The organism is Psychrobacter sp. Ps2, assembly GCF_022129405.1.
Taxonomy (GTDB): domain Bacteria; phylum Pseudomonadota; class Gammaproteobacteria; order Pseudomonadales; family Moraxellaceae; genus Psychrobacter.
This window is the reverse complement of sequence record NZ_JADQAM010000060.1, coordinates 131,572-152,603: the sequence shown is the minus strand read 5'-3', so window position 1 is coordinate 152,603 and position 21,032 is coordinate 131,572. Positions and strand designations below refer to the sequence as shown.

The 21,032-nt window shown below is 41.5% G+C and carries 17 protein-coding genes; 10 read left to right on the top strand and 7 right to left on the bottom strand.

Going from position 1 to position 21,032, the window contains the following annotated elements; all coding sequences use genetic code 11:
* Positions 1 to 38: 38 nt before the first annotated feature.
* The 3 genes from I3254_RS11385 to I3254_RS11375 all read left to right on the top strand — a co-directional run bounded on the left by I3254_RS11385 (position 39) and on the right by I3254_RS11375 (position 5,549).
* The gene (locus tag I3254_RS11385) at positions 39 to 629 is read left to right on the top strand and encodes a DUF1543 domain-containing protein (protein WP_238052939.1); all 591 of its coding nucleotides are present in this window, start codon (positions 39 to 41) and stop codon (positions 627 to 629) included.
* A 206-nt stretch (positions 630 to 835) separates the two neighbouring features.
* Positions 836 to 5,068, top strand: coding sequence for an ATP-dependent RNA helicase HrpA (hrpA, locus tag I3254_RS11380; protein WP_238052938.1), 4,233 nt, complete (start codon positions 836 to 838; stop codon positions 5,066 to 5,068).
* A 40-nt stretch (positions 5,069 to 5,108) separates the two neighbouring features.
* Entirely contained in the window at positions 5,109 to 5,549 is a 441-nt protein-coding gene (locus I3254_RS11375; protein ID WP_238052937.1) for a hypothetical protein, read from the top strand.
* 269 nt (positions 5,550 to 5,818) lie between these two features.
* Here the strand turns inward: I3254_RS11375 and I3254_RS11370 are convergent, their stop codons facing one another.
* Both I3254_RS11370 and I3254_RS11365 read right to left on the bottom strand, forming a co-directional pair.
* A complete protein-coding gene (locus I3254_RS11370) occupies positions 5,819 to 6,148 on the bottom strand; it encodes a hypothetical protein (protein ID WP_101205009.1) in 330 nt (109 codons plus the stop codon).
* 263 nt (positions 6,149 to 6,411) lie between these two features.
* The gene (locus I3254_RS11365; RefSeq protein WP_238052936.1) at positions 6,412 to 7,263 is read right to left on the bottom strand and encodes an AraC family transcriptional regulator; all 852 of its coding nucleotides are present in this window, start codon (positions 7,261 to 7,263) and stop codon (positions 6,412 to 6,414) included.
* Positions 7,264 to 7,429: 166 nt separating this feature from the next.
* Between I3254_RS11365 and I3254_RS11360 the strand changes: the two genes are divergently transcribed.
* Positions 7,430 to 7,843, top strand: coding sequence for an organic hydroperoxide resistance protein (locus tag I3254_RS11360; protein WP_101204365.1), 414 nt, complete (start codon positions 7,430 to 7,432; stop codon positions 7,841 to 7,843).
* A 171-nt stretch (positions 7,844 to 8,014) separates the two neighbouring features.
* On the opposite strand, the gene I3254_RS11355 is transcribed toward I3254_RS11360, so the two are convergent.
* Entirely contained in the window at positions 8,015 to 8,932 is a 918-nt protein-coding gene (locus I3254_RS11355) for an EamA family transporter (protein ID WP_102091711.1), read from the bottom strand.
* A 323-nt stretch (positions 8,933 to 9,255) separates the two neighbouring features.
* Between I3254_RS11355 and I3254_RS11350 the strand changes: the two genes are divergently transcribed.
* Positions 9,256 to 9,939, top strand: coding sequence for a YetF domain-containing protein (locus I3254_RS11350; protein ID WP_238052935.1), 684 nt, complete (start codon positions 9,256 to 9,258; stop codon positions 9,937 to 9,939).
* A gap of 137 nt (positions 9,940 to 10,076) precedes the next feature.
* Here the strand turns inward: I3254_RS11350 and creD are convergent, their stop codons facing one another.
* The 4 genes from creD to pnuC all read right to left on the bottom strand — a co-directional run bounded on the left by creD (position 10,077) and on the right by pnuC (position 13,773).
* Positions 10,077 to 11,714, bottom strand: a complete 1,638-nt coding sequence (creD, locus tag I3254_RS11345; protein WP_238052934.1) for a cell envelope integrity protein CreD — start codon at positions 11,712 to 11,714, stop codon at positions 10,077 to 10,079.
* A gap of 169 nt (positions 11,715 to 11,883) precedes the next feature.
* The gene (locus I3254_RS11340) at positions 11,884 to 12,408 is read right to left on the bottom strand and encodes a TIGR00645 family protein (protein WP_102093027.1); all 525 of its coding nucleotides are present in this window, start codon (positions 12,406 to 12,408) and stop codon (positions 11,884 to 11,886) included.
* 95 nt (positions 12,409 to 12,503) lie between these two features.
* A complete protein-coding gene (locus I3254_RS11335; protein ID WP_238052933.1) occupies positions 12,504 to 13,091 on the bottom strand; it encodes an ATP-binding protein in 588 nt (195 codons plus the stop codon).
* Complete coding sequence (pnuC, locus tag I3254_RS11330) at positions 13,063 to 13,773, bottom strand: nicotinamide riboside transporter PnuC (protein ID WP_238052932.1); 711 nt, start codon at positions 13,771 to 13,773, stop codon at positions 13,063 to 13,065. Before pnuC ends, I3254_RS11335 begins: the two co-directional genes overlap by 29 nt.
* Before the next feature lie 295 nt (positions 13,774 to 14,068).
* On the opposite strand from pnuC, the gene I3254_RS11325 reads away from it, so the two are divergent.
* The 5 genes from I3254_RS11325 to dnaX form a co-directional block, all read left to right on the top strand.
* Positions 14,069 to 15,214, top strand: a complete 1,146-nt coding sequence (locus tag I3254_RS11325) for a beta-ketoacyl-ACP synthase III (protein WP_057760302.1) — start codon at positions 14,069 to 14,071, stop codon at positions 15,212 to 15,214.
* A 234-nt stretch (positions 15,215 to 15,448) separates the two neighbouring features.
* Entirely contained in the window at positions 15,449 to 16,540 is a 1,092-nt protein-coding gene (prfA, locus tag I3254_RS11320) for a peptide chain release factor 1 (protein ID WP_057760300.1), read from the top strand.
* A 186-nt stretch (positions 16,541 to 16,726) separates the two neighbouring features.
* Positions 16,727 to 18,265, top strand: coding sequence for a lysine--tRNA ligase (gene lysS, locus I3254_RS11315; RefSeq protein WP_102090341.1), 1,539 nt, complete (start codon positions 16,727 to 16,729; stop codon positions 18,263 to 18,265).
* A gap of 115 nt (positions 18,266 to 18,380) precedes the next feature.
* Positions 18,381 to 19,643 (top strand): hypothetical protein, encoded by a 1,263-nt coding sequence (locus I3254_RS11310; RefSeq protein WP_238052931.1) that lies wholly within the window; start codon positions 18,381 to 18,383, stop codon positions 19,641 to 19,643.
* Between the two features lie 69 nt (positions 19,644 to 19,712).
* A partial coding sequence (gene dnaX, locus I3254_RS11305; protein ID WP_238052930.1) for a DNA polymerase III subunit gamma/tau occupies positions 19,713 to 21,032 on the top strand: 1,320 nt, incomplete at its 3' end.

Sequence of the window (21,032 nt, the reverse complement as noted above, 5' to 3'; positions counted from 1 at the left end):
GTTAACTATGGATTTTGATTTAATAGAGATTACGTAAAATGCTAACACTATATATGGTTCAGCTTGGAGGTCGTCCTAAAGGCCGTCTGATTGAGCAACACGATATTTTCTTTGGCGCAGCCAGTCAAGTGAGTGACTTAATAGGAGATATCAATGAGCATTGGCCTGAGGTAAAAAATAAATGGCATATTGATTCATATAGAGCAATTACTAAAGTGGGTAGTTATGCCATCAAGTTAATTGAACCAAGGGAGCAAGTAAAGGTTGCTACTGACTTAAATTTATTCTTTATCAATTTAGGTGGCTATCAGCAGGGCAGTTTTGAAGAATTTCACTACAAGCTACTCATCGTTGCACCTAACCAAGCTGACGCGATCAAACAAGCAAAAAAAAGTGATTTTTATAAGCAGTTTACTTTTAAAGATGAAACGTCACCTTTTAATGCAGCTTCTCATATTGATGATAAGTTTGCAGTAGATATAGATGATATATATAACGTAAACGATCTTATCTCCAATGTTCAGCTTTCGATTGAGCATATTAGTGATACAGATGAGCTGAATGCTAAAGAAGACAAAGAGTACGTCGGCTATCTAAGCATCAAGAATTTAAAGAAATTGGCGCTATAATAGGTTTATCTAAATTTTATAAAAGTAACCCAATACACGCCTGATTAAATGAACTTAATGGATAGTTTAAGTTCGGATACGTTCTGTAATGTGTGATAGTTTCAGCATTATTGATACAAGAGCAATCAAGACTCGACTAACTTGAATCATACCCCAATTACCCCCATAATCTAACCACTTCTACATAATAAATAGCCTAAGCAAATATGCCCAATACTTCTAAGCTCAATATTCCTGAAAACAGCGATTCAGATACATCTACTGTAAATGAAACTCAAGATACTAAGAAGCCAGCAGTACCACTGGCGGATCTACCAGTACTTGCCAAGGATAGCTATTACTTAAGCCGTCTTGAACGTGAGCTGGCACGTGCTGCTGTGCCTAAGAATAAAAAATCTAATCATGATTCTGAGCAAGAAAAGAAGCTAGATGATGTACTCGCTAAAAAACGTGCTCAGTACGAGAAAATAAAAATGCGTTCTCAAGAAGCTGTGCAGGCACGTATCAATAGTATTCCAAGTGATTTACCTGCCAAGCTAAATCTGGATCTGCCTGTTAGCCAACGCGCAGAAGACTTAGTACAAGCGATTATCGATAATCAAGTTATTATCGTTGCTGGTGAGACGGGTTCTGGTAAAACGACGCAGTTGCCTAAGCTTGCAATGCTAGCAGGGCGCGGTATTACAGGGCAGATAGGGCATACACAGCCGAGACGATTGGCTGCTCGTAGTGTGGCAAACCGTATCGCAGAAGAGCTGGGTGAGCCATTAGGTAATACGGTCAGTTTTAAGATTCGCTTTAATGAGCAAGGGACAGCGCAATCTATTGTAAAGCTCATGACGGACGGTATTCTGCTCGCTGAGTTGGGTCATGATCGGTTTTTGAGTAAGTACGATACGATTATTATCGATGAGGCGCATGAGCGTAGCTTAAATATCGATTTTATTATGGGTTATCTCAAAAAGATGCTGCCCAATCGCCCAGATTTAAAAGTCATTATTACGTCAGCTACCCTGGATACTAAGCGCTTTAGTGAATACTTCAGCCGTTATGACAATAAGCTCAAACGGCAAGTTCCTGCGCCTATTTTTAATGTAGAAGGGCGTAGCTTTCCAGTAGAAGTCCGTTATCGTCCGTTGACAGATGAGCCAGTGAACAGCTCAGAAGATGACAGCTACGATGATTTTGAAGAGAACCTGCCGCGCGCTGTGGTTGCTGCGGTCGAAGAGTGCTTTAGCGACGCGCAAAGTAAAGGTCACGCCGATCAGGCTGATATTTTGATATTTGCTGCAACTGAAGCTGAGATTCGTGAGACGCAGGAAGTGCTTGAGCGTCATGGCCCTCGCCATACAGAAGTACTGCCATTGTTTGCACGGCAGACTTATGAAGAGCAGCAGCGTATCTTTCAACCATCGGGTCGAGGTCGCCGTATTGTTATCGCGACCAACGTTGCTGAGACCGCATTAACCGTACCGGGTATTCGTTATGTGATTGACTTGGGTTTTGCGCGGATTTCGCGTTACTCATATCGCTCACGCGTACAGCGTTTACCGATTGAAGCAATTTCGCAAGCAGCTGCCAATCAGCGTAAAGGTCGCTGTGGGCGTGTTGCTCCAGGTGTTTGTATTCGTCTTTATAGTGAAGAAGATTTTAGTGGCCGCCCTGAGTTTACTGAGCCTGAGATTTTACGTACTAACTTAGCGTCAGTAATCTTGCAAATGGCCAATCTACGTCTAGGTAGTGTGGATGACTTTGAATTCATTGAGCCGCCTGATAGCCGATTGGTTACTGATGGTCATAAACTGCTAGATGAATTGGGCGCTATTACTTCTAAGAAAGACATTGCTGCTCAAGACAAAGCTAACAAGCCAAAAGCGAGAAAAGGGCTTGATCACCTACGTTTGACAGCGACTGGTCAGAAAATGGCACGTATGCCAATCGATCCAAGGCTGGCACGTATGCTGGTGGCTGGTTCTGATTTTGATTGTATTCGTGAAATGCTGATCGTTGTGGCAGCGCTTGCTGTACAGGATCCACGCGAGCGTCCTGCCAATAAACGTACACAAGCGGATCAAAAGCATGCGGTCTTCCGTCAAGACGACTCTGACTTTTTGTTTTATCTGAGCCTATGGAAGGCGCTGTTTGAAAAAGATGAAGACGGCAATAAACTGTCTGGTAATCAGCGTAAGCAGTTTGCTAAGAAAAACTATTTAAGCTTCCCGCGTGTACGTGAATGGCATCAGACGCATCGTCAGTTGGTACAGATGGTCACTGAGCTGAAGTTAACGGATGTCAATGAGTCAAAAGCTGCTGATAAAAATGTGGCTGTTAATGATCCAACAGCGATCGAAGACGAAGAGTTAAAAGCGGTCAAATATGCCAATCTGCATAGAGCGTTGTTAACAGGATTGTTGTCTATCATCGCGCATAAGACTGAAAGCCGCGGTGAGTATTTGGCTGCGCGTCAGCAAAAGGCCAAGATATTCCCAGCTAGTACGGTGTTTAAACAAATACCACCTTGGGTGATGGCGTTTGAAATGGTGGAGACTTCACAAGTCTTTATGCGTACTGTTGCCAAAATTGAACCAGAATGGATTATCTCAGCAGCAGGTGATTTGCTGAAATATCATTACTTCGAACCACACTGGTCCAAGAAAACAGGACGCGTCAAAGCCTACGCACAGATTAGTCTGTTTGGGCTGATTATTATTAGTAAGCAGCTGACTAATTATGAGCAAGTCAATCTGGTCGAGTCACGAGAGATATTTATTCGTGATGGCTTGGTGACGGGTAACTTTGGTCGCAATGCACCATTTTTGCAACATAACATGGATAAGATTGCTCATGTTGAGCGTATCGAGGACAAGCTGCGTCGCCGTGATTTATTGGTGGATGAAGAGACTCTCTATCAGTTCTATGATAAGAAAATCCCTGAGCACGTTGCCAGTCGCAAAGCGTTTGAGGATTGGCGTGCAGAAGTCGAAAAGCATGATGCCAAGCATCTATTCTTCACCGATGAAGATGTGCTTAATAGCCAAGCGCCGACCACAGGGGACTTTCCAGAAGTGTGGAAGCTGGGCGATTTAAAACTGCCACTCCGTTATATCTTTGATCCGGCCAGCGATGATGATGGTGTGACCATACGTGTACCGCTTGCCGCATTACCGCAGCTCGACGCGATTGAGCTACTGTGGGGCGTGCCCGGTTGGCGCTATGAATTGGTGTTGCAGCTGCTCAAGTCGCTACCAAAAGAGATACGTCGTCAAATCGTACCGATACCCAATACTGCAGACAGTTTGTTTGATGAGTTGCAACCAAAGGGTGGACAAGGGTTACTGAAGCAGCTGTGTCAGGCATTACATCGTCGCGGTATCATGTCGGTGACGCCAGAGAACTTCAATCCATCTACGATTGATCGTTATTTGCAGCCACAAATCTGCGTGGTCGATGAGAAAAACCGTATCATCGAAAAAGGCCGTGATCTACAAACCCTACAGATTCGTCATGCATCTGAAACCAGTCAAGCGGTAAATGAGCAGCAAGGCGTGCATACTGAGTTTCCTGAGCATTTTGCTTTTAGCAAAAACCATCATAGTGCAGGTGTGGTGATGAAACAGTTTGCAGCGCTTGTCGCTGATGAAGCGGGAGAAGCTGTGTCGATTCATCAATACACTGATGTCAATGCAGCACTTCAAGCACATCGTATCGGGGTGCTGACTTTAATCAAAGGCAAACTTGGTGCAAAGAAAAAGCAGCTAACGAGCCAAATCGATAGTATATTTAAACTGGCATTTGCACCACTTGGCGATATGGATAAACTCAAAACGATCGTTATAGATGCTGCGTTAGACGCGGCTCTCGAAGAGCACTATGTCTTATTTGATCATTCTGAAAATTTACCAGAAAGCGCCGATGATATTGCAGTCGGATTGAGCGAGGAGCTACCGTTTACCTCTGAGGAGTATACTCAGACTCTCGAAGTGGTAGTGAGTAATTTCTTATTAACTGGTCAAAGCGTTATTAAAACGCTTAAGAATGTTTACACTCGTTGGCAGCGTATTCGCCAAGGGTTGTTGATGTTAGATCGCGAGATATTTGGTGAGTCTATCGATGATATCGAAGATCAGTTAGAAGATTTACATTTGGCTGATTTTGTTTATCGGATGGACTATAGCCATTGGCAACAGTACCCACGCTATCTTGAAGCGTTACAGATTCGGCTAGAGCGTTTGGAGCACAATCTCGATGCCGACCTTGATGGTGTTTACGCGCTTGACTTGCATATGGAACGGCTAGCAGGACGTGCGGACAAAGAAGCCATCAGTGAGTATCGCTGGATGGTGGAGGAATACCGTATTCAACTGTTTGCCCAGCCTATGAAAACTCGTATGGCAGTATCGCCTAAGCGTCTAAGCAAAATGTGGGACAAGGTGAGTTAGAAGGTTGTATATAATTCTCTTTAATTGTGAGGTTTATAAAATGTTTCTAACTATAATTGCAGGTGTCACAATTTTTGTCATAGGTCAGTTTACTTTAAAGTTGATTTTAGAACCCATAGTAGGGTTAAAAGAAATACTTGGAGAAGTTTCATCTCTATTCCTTCGAGAACAATCTGGCTTTATAAATGATAATGTCAACAAGGATGTACAAAACGAAGTTATAAGATTATCTTCAATGATTTTGGCAAAGAAACAAGCTATTTTACTTTATAGTGTTTTTGCAAAAATATTGAGAATGCCAAGCGAATCAAATCTTATTGAAGGTTGCCGTAGTTTGAATTTGATTTCTTATCTCGTTATAAAAAACTCTTCAGACACATTACAGAGAAAGTCTCATACACGGGAAATATATGAGGAAATGAAGTTAGTAAGTAAGCATTTAAAAATCCATATTACATATAGTGAGCGGATTGAGACGTGATACAAAAGATCTTATCAGGTATTTGTTTAGAACTTTAATGTACAAATAGAAAGTTTAAGTTAGCAAGCACTAATCTAGGGTGTGTCCTCAATTCAATTGATCATATCTAAACGGGCTAAAAATGGCTAAATTTTGCCAAACATCGTTAAATAGCTGGTTAATATCCCGATATTATCTACGCTATTTTCCTTGTTTGACTGCAATTTATCTCATTTTTATCACCATTTTTAAAATGAGGACACGCCCTAGCCTTTCTATTTGTATAATATCTAATGGCTAATCTTTTCTGTCAATACACCCATGCTATAAAGTATATAGGCAATCACAGTTAATGCGACGATAAATGGAGTAAGTATCCAAATCACAATATTGATTAAAAGTGATGGTAGCAATCCATTGAACAGCTCAATATCTGGTGCGAAAAAATCGGTCATGACATCGACTGCACGCTTAGCGATAGGGAATAGCAAAGTGCTGAAAGCTAACATATAAATGTACTTACTAAAGCCAGGGTCACTCATGACTACCATAAAGTAGAACACTGTAAAAAACGTGATGCCAAGTGCCCAGCATTTGAGAGTGTAGCTTAAACGAATCATGTTATCTCCTCCCTAAGCTTTCTATTGATTGCTTTACATCGATCGTACGCAGAATAAAGCTACTCCCATACATTCATTTTTTTTAAATATATAATATGTTATAATACGAATATATAGTCGAGTCAACCAATTTTTCTATTTATTTAAAATACTCCATAAATCATTCAATTTAAAAATGAAGTTTTTTGAGGAAGAATTTCATAGATATAATAGAAAGTAGCCTAAGCGAGTTAAATTTATTCTATTAAAAAATAAGATTATAACTACAACTCACTACTCGGGCTCAGACCAAAAAACCGCTTATATTCTCGGCTAAATTGACTAGGGCTTTCGTAGCCTACTTGCATCGCTATTTGTGATATTTGCGCCCCATGCATCTTAATTAAGCGCCTAGCTTCCATTAAACGTAAGTTTTTCTGATACTGTAGTGGACTCAGCTGGGTTATTTCTTTAAAGTGCTGATGAAACCCTGAGACACTCATGCCGCATCTACTAGCCAAGCTCTCAACCATTATAGGTTCATCTAGATGTGCCTTTATCCAGTCAGTCGCTTGGGCAATGCGGCGTGTATGGCTACCGATAACGACCAATTGTTTAAGTTTGTTGCCTTGCTCAGCCAAGAGTAGGCGATAGTATATTTCTTGTTGAATTAGAGAAGACAGAAAATCAATATCGTTTGGATAATCAAGCAAGCGTATCAATCGCTCAAACGCGTCCATTATGGTGTCATCTAGGTGCCACTTTATCCCTAAATGATTGCCTGCTACTGGTTGTGTGGTCGGTATCTGCGCTAACACATCTCTAATCATGGCTAAATCTAATTTCATTGATAAAACAATGACAGGGTTCTTTATCGAAGCGTGCTTGATATGCATACTTAGCGGTATATTAACTGGACAGAACATCAAGTTACTATTGTCAAACCTTTGACAGTCAGCACCCAAATAAATCTCGCGTTCTCCCTGCAATACAATACAAATACTTGGCTCTTGAATATAGCTTACGGCTTTGCTTGGTTTGTCCGCGCAGTAAAAGAACAAGCCTGAAACAGCGGACTCGATGGTTTTATTTCTAGGTAGTACTGCTAAAAGTTGGTCAATAGTCGTTTGATTCATCACGAGTGCTTATTTTATAGAGTTGCCTGATAGTATAAATATTTGTAGGATTAGGCAAGAGTTATAGAGGTTTGTTCTAACGTATAAATGCAGAGGATTCTATAATAATCTCATCGCAACAGCGTAAGTACGACCTCTAATAATATGAAACAAGGAATAATTACTCATGAAAATATTTTATAAAACGCGTGCAACCGCTACTGGTGGACGTTCTGGCCATACTGGATTAGACGATGGTTCTTTAGGATTTGACTTGGTATCTTTTCAAGAGCAAGACAAAGAAGGCGTGAATCCAGAACAGCTTTTTGCCATGGGTTACGCGGCTTGTTTTGATAGCGCTTTGAGCATGACTGCACAGCACATGAAATTGCCTGTTACCGCTTCAAAAACTTCTGCGCAAGTGGGTATCGGTATGAAAGCTGACGGTAGCTACAACCTAGAGATAGAGCTGTCTGTAGAAGTATCAGGTATTGATGAAGCGCAGGCGCAGCAGTTGATCGAAGCTACGCATCAGGTGTGCCCGTATTCTAATGCTACTCGCGGCAATGTCGATACTCGTCTAGAAGTTACTGTTGCTTAAATGCTATTGTTCAACGACTGTTGACCGTAGACTAGCAATATTAAAATAATAACTCGAATATAAAACGCCTCGATTTATAAGAGTCGGGGAGTTTTATGTTGTCTGGTAGAATCATAAGCTGGAACTTTTTCTGAGCAGTTTAGCTAATGATAGGTTGTTAATAGCATTATTTTATACCGGTACTTTTTTATTTAAGGTAAACACCAAGACCGCGCCCAAAATGACCGTACTTGCGATAATAAAGGGCATAGTTAACTGCTCAGATAAAAATATCACACCTAGCAAGGCAGCAATCACAGGGACACATAGCTGAACGATAGCGGCTTGTGTGTTTTTCAATAGTGGCATCGCTGTATACCAGATACTATAGCCCAACCCTGAGGCGATCGCTCCGGATGCACAGGCGAGTAGTACACCTTCAATGGTAATACCATCCAAATTGATATTTTTCAAACCTAAGTCATCTAGATACGTCATACCTACCAGTAGTAGTATAGGCACAGCGACTAAACTACGCACAAAATTAAACCCTGTCGCTCGCAGCGGTGAGACACATGATTTGCCGCGTATACTATATACTCCCCAAGCTATGCCGCTCATAGCCATTAACGCTGCAGCCAATGGTGACGGTATGGCAGCGGATGGCAACATCAGATATACAAACCCTGCCACTGCAACGACAAACGCTAACCATTGTAGCGCGCTGAGCTGTTCTTTTTTATAGATACCCCAGCCAATCATCGTCAGCTGAACCGCTGAAAACAAAATCAATGCCCCAGTGCCAGTATCCAGCTCTACATACGCAATTGAAAAGCACAGCGCATAAATCACCAAGCTGAGACTACTTAACCAACTGCCTTTGTCATTTAATATAGCGTGGACAGTAGATTCGTCATGATTAGACGTTTGGCGTCGCAGTCTGTAAGCATGTATAGCCATGATAATGCCTAGACAGGCCGTCGCACTAACTAGCCTGATGATGGTAAAGCTCCAAGCATCGATGTAGCCTTCCGCCAATGCCATTCGGCAAAACAGAGAATTTGCAGCAAAGGCGATTAACGCAATAATGGTATAAATAGTGGCTTTCAAAAGTAATTCCTACAATGAATAAATGGCACAAAACAGGCAAACATAGGATTTTATTTTTAGGTCTTGAGATACGCTGTCATAACGAACGCTTATTTCTTAGCAAAGATAATAGATTCATAACTGATTAATCTAATCTATAGCCGTTTCACAAGACAGGATATTTTGTCGTACTTATGGCAAAAAGTCTCTTTTAAATCAGAATAACGATAGTTGTATTGACGATAAGGTCTAAAAATAGGGATGATGTGCTTTGCATCAAATGAATCTTTAGAACAACATTCATTAAACACAATAAATCAGATAAATAAATAGGAAACGATAGTATGGATTGGGCAAGTATTTTTATTCATGACACAACTTGGTTATTTGCCTTTGAAATCTTAATACGTGTCACTGTCATGTTTGTATTGATTATCACATTTTTACGATTTACTGGTAAGCGCGGTGTCCGTCAGCTCTCTATTTTTGAGTTAACCATCATTTTATCGCTAGGTTCTATTGCAGGTGATCCCATGTTCACCGAAGACCTGCCCATCATTCAAGCGGTATTAATCATGGGTACCGTCATTTCGCTCTATAGGCTTTGTACTTGGGCGATGATGAAATTTCAGCCTTTTGAAGACCTGTTAGAAGGCAAGTCACTTTATATTGTAGAAGATGGCATGCTGGTGCTTGATAAAATCAAAAAAGGTGAAATGTCACACGATGAGTTTTTTGCTGAAATGCGTCAGCAGGGCGTTGAGCATTTAGGGCAAGTTCGTGTCGGTTTGCTCGAGACAGATGGCAATTTTAGTATTCTATTGCACACCTCTGAAAAGACAGACTACGGTATGCCGCTTTTCCCTAAGCAATATCGACCGGTCGAGCAAGTAGAAGCAGGGGTTTATTATGCTTGTATGTATTGCGGTTACGTCGATGAAATATCTGACCCCAATCATTGTTGTCCGCGCTGTGAGGATAATTGCAATAATTGGGCTAAAGCGTTAAACAATCATATCGTCAAATAATATAACGATTAGCTGCCTTAGCTCAGTTGATAAACTAAGGCAGCCAAGTGCTTTTTTCCTTTAAATTGCCAGCTCAAAATATACTATCTACTACCAGTTTGTCTGACTTGTTTTATACAGCGCATGGCTCTCATCATTTATGTCACTTTATACCAGTCAAGTTTGCGAGTCATCACCATCACGCAGGCAAGTATCACAAAACAAAATATCGCGCCCAGTAATAGATTTAAATCTTCTGTACTTAAAATACCGAAAAACGCAGCATATAGTCCGGCAAGTGTCGCGGTAAAGACTAAAGCCCGTTTGAACCCGCCAAAAACGTAATAGCTATACCAACCGATAAGTCCCACACAAGCACTGGCCGCTACCATATAGGCTTGCCAAAATGCGATTTGTTCTGCAAGCGGTAGTAGTAAAACATAAAAGACAAATAGTGCGCAGCCGACTAGTAGATACTGAATAGGGTGGATACGACTTGATTTGAGCACTTCAAATAAAAAGAAAGTGCCAAAAGATACCAAAATTAATAGCAACGCGTACTTTATGGCTCTTTCAGTTTGTAGATAGACATCGTTGGGGCTTGCAAAACTAACGCCAAAGCTGTTTAGCAGAACACTTTGATTACTACCAGCTACTGCTGCACTGTCTGTCGTCAGACCTCTTGATGCCTCAAGCGAATCAGGATTGTACGAATGACTATCGATATTGAGCGTTGATTCACTTATGACAGTACATTGATGGTTAGACACGCTGAGACATTGAGAGAGGTACTGATTATTTGCAACGGTTAAATACTGATTTTGCCAACTGGCATCAAATCCTTTAGCGGTGATGCTCTTGGTATTTGGTAATGCTTTGCCGATGAAGTTTGGTGTCTGCCAGTTACTGTGCATAGACAGAGTAAAGTTCTGCCCAGTTGGGACAGTCGTTAAATTACTAATGCCAGCTAATGGTAAGTCGATCACAATATTGAGCGCTTGATTGTCTTTAGGGCTGGATAATTGGCTACTTAACACTGATTTATCTAAATTTATATCCGCTGAGTTTGTGGCAATAAGGCTATCTTTATTCTGCTGGCTAGTAGGATTGATTAATTGATCCAATACATCTTTAGGAATATCTACTTCGACATAGTTTAAGTTCTCTATCATTGGTATCTGCGGATAGTTTGCTGCAATTGATTTTTGATTGATTGTGACAGTAGGCAGGGTAGCGACACCGCGTAAGTCAGACACGGGAATGATCAATTTTGCTTTATTCCAGTGGGTAATGGTTTTGGCCAATGGCGTGTTATCTGCATTAGGAGAGGTACCGACTGAATCTGCATCATTGTCAATTGTAGTTCCAATCTGATCTAAGTTTTCTAAAGACTCTACAAACGTATAACTCTGATCGAATGTCAGCTGACCATCATAGCTAGTCGCGCTATAGATACCGCGTTTATAAGTGTCTGTGTTTACTTTTAGGGTTTGTGCAGCTTGCGTCTGAGTGGCAAATATCGTCTCAGTTTTCGAGTATGAAGGTTCGCATTTGCGCTTTACATTTAGTGTATCTGTTGCATCTGACTGGCAGGCTGGTGTGACTGTCGTAGGAATGGCGATAAAAGGGGTGATGACTTCTTGTGGATTGACATGCTGCTGGGTGATTTCTTTTATTACTGACGCTGCGTAGTTTTGCCTCTCATATATGATAGAGCCAATCATAGTGAGCCCGATTGAAAAGATAATACATAGTCCTACAATGATGGATAACTTAGTCAATAATGTTTTTTGCATGTTGTCGTCTCCTAAGTGTCTTTAGTCCACAGCTGCCGAGATAGCAGACTGTGGCTTTAAAAGACATCATAGAGAGGGCATGAAGAGAAGATGTGCAGGAAATATGGAATAACTGTGAAAGGGTAAAAGTTGATATTTTCGGATAATTGTTTTTCGATTATTAATGTGTTTAATGCTTTTTTGTATCGCCAACGACTTTATCCATGATAGCGAATAACAAGCCAGACAATACAAAGGTCATATGAATAATGACCTTCCACATGAGCTTGTCAGCATCAAGTTCACTCATTCCGCTAGAGATATCCATAAAGGATTTCAAAAGGTCAATCGCCGAGATAGCAACAATTGCTCCGATGACTTTGAGCTTCAGACCAGAAAAGTCTACTTTTCCCATCCAGCTAGGACGATCATCATGAGTGCCAGTATCGATTTTTGAGACAAAGATCTCATAGCCACTGAATATAATGATAAGCAGTAAACTGGCAACCAGAGAGATATCAACCAATACCAATATATCTACAATCACACTGGCTTCAGAGGCCGTCAGAATGTCAGCAAACATATGCCATAGCTTTTGGACAAACTTAATAAATAATAAAATAATGCCTAGCACTAATCCTAGATAAAAAGGTGCCAGTATCCAGCGGCTATTAAATATGGTTTTTTCTAAATAAAGCTCAAACTTCTTTAGCATGGGTATCTCTTAGGTTTCAAATACAAAGAATTTTTAAAGACACGAAAGTCTTAAAGAATAAATAACGTTGATTATGGGTATGGTTCATTTTAGCTTTAGTGTGGCGATATTCTATCTATATTAGCGAGCTGCGCTACTACTTGCCGAACACGCGCTTTTCTATCGCCACTAATGCGTTGGAATGATTTCTGATGCTTGCTTAATTGACTGGCGAAATAAGCACTTATCTCATCACGCTGGTGTGGACTGTCTCGCAGGTCATCGGCGACCCATGGCGTATCAACCTCAGTCAATAATATCAAATCATAGTGATGCGCCAACGCTGCTTGCTCAAGGGCCGTAGGGCAGTCGCCATAATACCAATAAGAATAAACCATCAGCTCAAACAAACTGGTATCGCAAAACAAATAATGACTGGCATTAGACGACTGAGCGACTTGTTTGGCCAAGGTATTCTCTAGTGTAACCTGTCCCTGTGCGATAGGGATCAGATCTTCCCACGTACAAGTCAGCTGCTCGTCGTCCCATTTTGCCTGTAAGTAGGTGCGCATGTATTCTGACACCCAAGGAGTATCAAAATGCTCGGCCAAATCACGACATAAGGTCGTCTTACCCGTACTTTCTGCCCCTAAAACCGCGACGTTGATGACAGATTTAGGCGTATGCTGCTCGAGGTTGTACACGGTAGCGTCGTTGCCATTCATAGTATGCCCAGATTGCGATAAGAGTGAAGACTACATATTGTAGCGCGGTAAAAGTAAAACCTTTATAGAAGTATAGCGGTACCGATATCGCATCAGCGATGATCCAGAGTATCCAATGCTCGATTTTGCGCCGTGCCATGAGCCACATTGCCATCAAAAATAAAGCCGTAGTGAGCATGTCAGTATAATCGACCCAAGTAAATAAATGGATTCCAAGTACCGCACCATCGAAACTAAAGCCATTATTAATCACTGGGCGGAAATAATAAACCAATCCTACAAAAGCTATCGTTCCCGCTGCCAAAGCAGAAAGTATAGGGATGTCACCTGCATGCAAATGTTCAATACGAACATTGTTGGTATTTGACTGCTTGTGTTCAACAGACTGGTTTTTCTTATTTTTTGACCAGTTAATCCAGCCATACAAGCTCATCACGGTATAGTAAGCATTGATGAACATATCGCCAAACAGCTGCCACTTCCACAGTAGGTACACAAATATAGCAGTACTGACCAGACCGATAGGGAAGACTAAAATATTGGTTTTGCTGGCGAGTAAGACACTTGCTACGCCGAAGACAACGGCAATCAGTTCGAGAATGATAAATATCGTAGAGTAGTCAGCGTATTGACCAAATAACCAGTTGAGAAGTTCTGCCATTAGTATTCCTAAATATGAGCGCGTATCAATGTTCTGAATTATTAAGATAGTTCGATGAATAGTACAGAATAAATGATGCTAATTATAACGTAGCTATCCAAAAAGGACGGCAGTCTTTGCTAATTTATGGCAAGAAACAGATTATTTGTAACAAAGTATTAGAAAAATTATAATATTCAGGCATAATAAACACACTGATTTTAAGTTTACAGTTATTCACTGAATTTGAATGGCTATTATTTTTCCACTTTTATGCTTATTCCAAGCACCACAGTAGTAGACAAGGAAGCTTATCATGACGACTTGTATCACAGGCACTGGTCTTTATATCCCACCTTACAGCATTAGTAACGAAGAGCTAGTTGAATCATTTAACCAGTATGTTGAAAACTATAATACCGAACATGCTGAAGAGATAGCTGCAGAGACAGTGACGGCACTTGAGCCTTCTTCAGCTGCGTTTATCGAAAAAGTATCTGGTATCAAATCACGTTATGTGATGGAAAAAGAAGGTATCTTAAATACTGAAATCATGGCGCCAGTTATCCCTTACCGCAACTTGGGCGAAGAGTTGTCAGTCATGGCTGAAATGGGTGCAGCAGCACTGAGAGACGCTTTGGCGGATGCTGGACTTGAGGCCAATGACTTAGACGGTATCATCCTTGCTTGCTCAAACTTCCAGCGTACTTATCCTGCGGTTGCTATCGAGATCCAGAACGAAATTGGTATGATTGGCGGCTTTGCTTATGATATGAACGTTGCATGTAGTGCGGCGACTTTTGGTCTGTCACAAGCACATGGTTCTATCATCTCTGGTTTGGCCAAACGTATTGCTGTGGTCAACGTCGAGATTACCTCAGCGCATCTAAACTGGCGCAACCGTGACAGCCACTTTATCTTCGGTGATGTAGCGACTGCTTCTATCGTTGAAGAATTAGATACGCCAAAAGGTTATGAGATTCTAAACTCTAAGCTATTTACTCAGTTTTCGACCAACATTAAAAACGAATATGGCTTTATGGATCGCTCAGAGTACCTAGCAGCGCAGACTGAAATGTATCCAGATATCAAAGCACCGGTTACTGATAAGCTGTTTTTGCAAAACGGTCGTAAAGTATTCCGTGAAGTCTGTCCAAAAGTGTCAGAGATTATCACTGAGCACTTGCAAGAAAACGACATCCCAACATCTGACGTTAAGATGATGTGGTTGCATCAAGCCAATGCCAATATGTTGGATTTGATTCTACGTACCGTAGTCGGTAAAGATGCCGATAAGTCGATTGCCCCAAGTGTTATTGCTGAATTTGCCAATACAAGCTCAGCGAGTCCTATGATTGTATTCCATCGCCACAAAGATGACTTAGTATCAGGTGATCTGGGCGTTATTTGCTCATTTGGTGCAGGTTACTCTATTGGATCGGTCTTAGTTCGCAAGGTCTAATACTTTGACTACTTGTTTTGATAAAAATAGCTAAGAATATTCTTAGCTATTTTTTTGTCTGTTGTTTTTGCTATTGAAATTAAGCTGTGACATCTAAATATAAACAGAGATGTTGGAGAAGATAACATCGAGATTACCGACAATATCAACAAGAATGATTAGAGGTTTTAATTTACCCCAAAAAATTTGCTATAATCACGGGCTTATTCCTCTTATCTAATTAAAAGTCCTTTTATGAAAGAATCCTTACGCCTGCGTTTAGACCAGATGGTAGACCGTTATGAAGAGGTCACCGCTTTATTATCAGATCCTAGTGTCATTAGTGATAATAATAAGTTCCGTGAATTGTCTGTTGAGCACAGCGACTTGATGGAGATCACGACGCTGTGGCAAAACTACGTGGGTGCAGAAACGGATCAGGCTGATGCAGAAGCGATGCTAGCCGATGCAACAGATCCTGACATGAAAGAGATGATGATCGATGAGATTGAGAGTGCGCGTGATACCATCGTAGAGATGGAAGAAGCGCTTAATCTGATGATGCTACCAAAAGATCCTAACGATAAAGTACCAGCATTTTTAGAGATTCGTGCAGGGACAGGTGGCGATGAAGCAGCGATTTTCTCTGGTGACTTGTTCCGTATGTACCAAAAATACGCGCAGAGCCAAGGCTGGACACTAGAAGTGCTCTCTGCAAATGAAGGTGAGCATGGCGGTTATAAAGAAATCATCACTCGTGTATCTGGCAATAGTGTATATGGTCGTCTAAAGTTTGAATCAGGCGCTCACCGCGTACAGCGTGTCCCTGAAACCGAGAGCCAAGGTCGTGTGCATACGTCAGCTTGTACGGTTGCGGTCATGCCGGAAGTTGAGATTGATGATACCGTCGATATCAATCCTGCTGATATCAAAATGGATACTTTCCGCTCAAGCGGCGCTGGTGGTCAGCACGTGAACACGACTGACTCTGCCGTACGTTTGACACACATTCCGACAGGTACCGTGGTAGAGTGTCAGCAAGAGCGTAGCCAACACAAAAACCGTGCGCATGCTATGAAAATGCTGGTCTCTAAAATTCAACAAGCCAAAGTGCAAGCACAGGTCGATGTGGCGGACTCTATACGTCGTGACTTGGTCGGTAGTGGCGATCGCTCAGAGCGTATCCGTACCTATAATTTTCCACAAGGCCGCATGACCGATCACCGTATCAACCTTACCTTATATAAGCTTGATTCCATTATGGAAGGCGACTTGGACGAGATTCTTGATGCACTACTGCGTGAGCATCAGGCTGATTTGATGGCCAGTATCGGTGGCAATGACTAGTAGCTAGTCTTTAAGAGTACCAGTAGTTTTATCGTTTTTATCACCATGTCTGTTCTTATAATAATAAGTATTGATTTAATTTTTCTGTTTTCTGTTTTCTGTTTTCTGTTTTCTGTTTTCTGTTTTCTGTTTTCTGTTTTCTGTTTTCGTTTATCCATTTAATTACCTAAAAATATTGAGAGTGTTATGTCAAAGCACAATAATCAGAACCAAGATCAAACCCCAGTCGTAGAAGATGCTAACGAGCTAATCGCACAACTGCAAGCCAAGCTAGATGATATCAGTGCTTCAGGTAAACAGCCGTATCCTAATACGTTCAAACGCACTGATTATGCGCAAGACTTACAGACGGCTTTTGATGGTGTCTCAAAGCAGGAAATTGAAGAAAAAGCAGCAAATGGTGAAAAAACACAGGTCAACGTGGCAGGTCGAGTCATGCTCAACCGTGGTTCGTTTATCGTGATCCAAGATATGACAGGCCGTATTCAGTTATATGTAGCACGTAAAGAGCTTGATGAGGAAACGCGTGCGAGCATTAAATCACTAGATTTGGGTGACATCGTTGGGGTGTCAGGCTACATCGGTCGCTCAGGTAAAGGCGATTTGTATGTGCATATTGAAGAAATTACGCTACTGACCAAATCACTACGTCCAATGCCAAATAAATTCCATGGCTTGGCTGATGTCGAGGCGCGCTATCGTAATCGTCATCTTGATTTGATGACCAATGAGACGACTCGCAATACCTTTATGGTTCGTAGTCAGATCGTTAGTGGTATTCGTCAATTTATGCTTAATGAGCGTTTTATGGAAGTCGAAACGCCAATGATGCATCCGATACCAGGCGGTGCAGTAGCCCGTCCGTTTGAGACGCATCATAATGCATTAGACATGCCTTTATATCTACGTATCGCGCCTGAGCTTTATCTTAAGCGTCTAGTCGTTGGCGGGTTCGAGCGCGTATTTGAGATTAACCGTAGTTTCCGTAATGAAGGGGTTTCAACCCGTCATAACCCTGAATTTACCATGATTGAGTTCTATCAAGCATACGCTGATTATCATGACTTAATGGATTTGACTGAGCGTCTGTTTAATCAGTTAGCAATAGATGTGTTGGGCACAACAGAGCTTACGTATCAAGAAGAAGCCATTAGCCTAAAAGCACCATTTGCTCGTCTGTCAATGTCTGATGCGATTGCAAAATATGCTGAAAACTTTGATATGACACGTATCAATGATCGTGAATACCTAGCAGAATATGCATCTACGACACTTAAGCAGCAAGTCAAAGATGTGTTCGGTGTGGGTAAACTACAGACGATTATCTTTGAAGAAACGGCTGAGCATCAATTACGTCAGCCAACGTTCATTACTGAATATCCTGCTGAGACATCACCACTAGCGCGCCGTAGTGATGACAATCCTGAGATTACCGATCGCTTTGAGCTGTTCGTTGGTGGTCGTGAGTTGGCTAATGGCTTCAGTGAGCTTAATGATCCAGCAGACCAAGCCGAGCGTTTCCGTGGTCAAGTTGCTGAAAAAGACGCTGGCGATGATGAAGCCATGCATTTCGATGAAGAGTATATCGAAGCATTGTCTTATGGTTTGCCACCGACAGCTGGTGAGGGTATTGGTATCGATCGTCTAGTAATGCTATTTACCGACTCTGCTAGTATCCGTGATGTGATCTTGTTCCCGCACATGCGCCGCAAACAAGACAGCTAAGATGGGTTTGCTTGCTATAAATCCAAACTGATACTTAACTCAGCACAAAAAGCTTTTGCTCATTTTCACAGAATGGGTATCAGCTTTTTTGTGAAATATCGTTTATAGAGGTATTATGGATATTCAGCAAGCATCACATGCGCCATGGCAAAAAATGATTCAGCAATGCTTTTTATCATTGTATGAGTTGCCTGATGACAAAATCACTGACTCTGATCATTTTCAGGGTTATGATTTTGTTTTTGAGTTTTCTGGCGCTACTATTTATTTGCTCGTCAATACCGTCGTGATGCAGGCAAATAAGCAAGAAGTGGATAATGCTAAATTTCGTGAGTGGAGAAAAGAAGTTGTTAACCAACTTATCAAACGCCACGCTCAGATTTATCAAAAAAATGATAGCCTAATTGTAGATAGAAATGCCGCGACAACTGATAAAGCGGTTTATTTTATTGGCTTAACGTCATTGTCTATTAATCATCAAGACGATCAATCGGGCCATTCATCTTATGCAGTTGGCTACGAATATGGCAGTCGGTTTTTTGCAGAAGACTGTGTTTTAGACTTGGATGATGAGCAAAGTATCCTACAAGTCTTTAGTCATCAAAACTTCGTTGATATCCTTAATCAGTTAGTGACGCCAAGTGATTTGACAACCTTTTTAGATTTTCATCGTCGTCAACTATCTAGCTTTGCATCATTTCAAAACGAATCGACATTACTTAAACAGTTTCTACAATCACCTGACTTTCACCAAAGAGCGATTAGGGTGCAAGAGCAGCTAATCGATAACGAGTTAATTGAGCAAGTTGAATTACGCTTACTTAAAGCAGTAGAGTCGAACCAGACCGTGTATGCCGATGCCTTAATGGCTGAGATGCAAAAAAATACTCGGATGTGGTTCAAGCTGTTTAACAGTGTTCTTGAGCGTTATTATGAAGCGGGTAGACCTTTACCAAATGAGCAGGTTGATATTTTGGTAGATGAGTCAATGTATACCTATGCGTGTCTAGTAGAAAAAATCTTAGCTTATAGAACCATGGATCAAGACTCGCGCTGGAATGGTTATGTCCGTCATGAGCATTCTTATCATGTATTTGGACGCCATTATCTCATGGTGTTTTATGCGCAAGACGATAGCAGTTCGCTAAGCGCAGAGAATGTTAGGCGCTCTTATAAAGATTTATTGTCAGATATCAATGTCCAGTTACAAGAGCCAGTAATGGACGATTTATTTTTACTGGGCGTAGAGTTTCGGCCATGTGAAGACAGTGTAAATACTGAAGTTTATCTCGATATATTTCATCAAGCAGGCTCATTGATTGATGAAAGTACTCAACGCTTATATGACCGACTGGCCCAACTTCAAGCTCAGTTATAACCTAAACATAGTATGATTCAATAGTTTGACGCTTCCTTTATATTTGTATTATTTACATTGGCATTTCTTATGACGCAGCAATATCAAGTTTTAGCTCGCAAATACCGACCAAAAAACTTTCATGAGTTGATTGGGCAGACGCATGTGTCTCAAGCGTTGATTAATGCGATTGATTACAATCGTTTGCATCATGCCTATCTGTTTACAGGTACGCGCGGTGTGGGTAAAACGACGATTGCGCGTATTTTATCTAAATGCTTGAACTGTGATACAGGTATTACCAGTACCCCTTGCGGCGTATGTGATAATTGCGTTGCTATTGATCAGGGGCGTTTCATTGATCTTATTGAGATTGATGCCGCATCTCGTACCAAGGTTGAAGACACGCGTGAGCTGTTAGACAATGTGCCTTATGCGCCAAGCCAAGGGCGTTATAAGGTCTATCTGATTGATGAAGTACATATGCTGTCTACGCACAGCTTTAACGCGCTACTTAAAACGCTAGAAGAGCCACCTGAACATGTGAAGTTTTTATTAGCGACGACTGATCCACAAAAGCTACCGATTACGATTATTTCGCGCTGCTTGCAGTTCGTTCTGCGCCCATTACCTCAAACGTTACTTAGCGAGCACTTGGCAAATATCTTGACCAAAGAACAGGTAGGCTATACTCAGCCAGCGATTTGGCAGTTGGCAAGTGCAGCCAAAGGTTCTGTACGTGATGCTTTATCATTGACTGATCAAGCCATTGCTTTTGGTCAAGGCGCACTGGATGATGCGACTGTTAATGCAATGCTTGGTCTTATTGATGCTGCTGACTTAGTGCGTCTAATCACAGATATCTATAATCATGATAAGTCGGCGGTTGCTGCTCATATTGAGCAAATGCGCGCGCAAATGGTCGATGCGACCAGTATGTTTGATGGGCTTGCTGAACTGTTACATCAGTTGGCATTAACTCAGCTGTTACCTGAGGTCGCTCTCAATGTTAATGAGGCGCAAGCAAAAGATATTTATACGCTAGCTCAGCATATTAGCCCTGATGTCTTGCAGCTGTATTATGAGATCGTTGTACAAGCTCGTGAAGGTGTCAAGCTTGCAAGTACGCCGATGCAAGCGCTTGAGATGTGCATCTTGCGTTTATTGGCGTTTCGTCCTTTACCAGTCGATGAAGTCTTGAGCAATACTTATGATAGTAATGGGTCTGCTACCAAAGTACCAGCTATAGAACCAGCTCCTTCCGCATCAGCTCCAGATGCTATTGCACATGAAGCGTTAGCACCGCCGCCAGAACTTTATAGTGTTGATTATCAGACACCAAGTAACGATGAGTTACAAAGCGGTATTTATGATAATGACAATTTAGCACAGTCGGTTAATAGTGCTATG

Excerpts from the sequence above, each read along its gene's own strand:
- I3254_RS11385 (WP_238052939.1), top strand. The coding sequence starts at position 39 with ATGCTAACACTATATATGGTTCAGCTTGGAGGTCGTCCTAAAGGCCGT.
- I3254_RS11340 (WP_102093027.1), bottom strand. The coding sequence starts at position 12,408 with ATGCTAAAGAAGTTTGAGCTTTATTTAGAAAAAACCATATTTAATAGC.
- I3254_RS11375 (WP_238052937.1), top strand. The coding sequence starts at position 5,109 with ATGTTTCTAACTATAATTGCAGGTGTCACAATTTTTGTCATAGGTCAG.
- I3254_RS11310 (WP_238052931.1), top strand. The coding sequence starts at position 18,381 with ATGGATATTCAGCAAGCATCACATGCGCCATGGCAAAAAATGATTCAG.
- lysS (WP_102090341.1), top strand. The coding sequence starts at position 16,727 with ATGTCAAAGCACAATAATCAGAACCAAGATCAAACCCCAGTCGTAGAA.
- creD (WP_238052934.1), bottom strand. The coding sequence starts at position 11,714 with ATGCAAAAAACATTATTGACTAAGTTATCCATCATTGTAGGACTATGT.
- hrpA (WP_238052938.1), top strand. The coding sequence starts at position 836 with ATGCCCAATACTTCTAAGCTCAATATTCCTGAAAACAGCGATTCAGAT.
- I3254_RS11365 (WP_238052936.1), bottom strand. The coding sequence starts at position 7,263 with ATGAATCAAACGACTATTGACCAACTTTTAGCAGTACTACCTAGAAAT.
- pnuC (WP_238052932.1), bottom strand. The coding sequence starts at position 13,773 with ATGGCAGAACTTCTCAACTGGTTATTTGGTCAATACGCTGACTACTCT.
- I3254_RS11360 (WP_101204365.1), top strand. The coding sequence starts at position 7,430 with ATGAAAATATTTTATAAAACGCGTGCAACCGCTACTGGTGGACGTTCT.
- I3254_RS11325 (WP_057760302.1), top strand. The coding sequence starts at position 14,069 with ATGACGACTTGTATCACAGGCACTGGTCTTTATATCCCACCTTACAGC.
- I3254_RS11370 (WP_101205009.1), bottom strand. The coding sequence starts at position 6,148 with ATGATTCGTTTAAGCTACACTCTCAAATGCTGGGCACTTGGCATCACG.
- I3254_RS11350 (WP_238052935.1), top strand. The coding sequence starts at position 9,256 with ATGGATTGGGCAAGTATTTTTATTCATGACACAACTTGGTTATTTGCC.
- prfA (WP_057760300.1), top strand. The coding sequence starts at position 15,449 with ATGAAAGAATCCTTACGCCTGCGTTTAGACCAGATGGTAGACCGTTAT.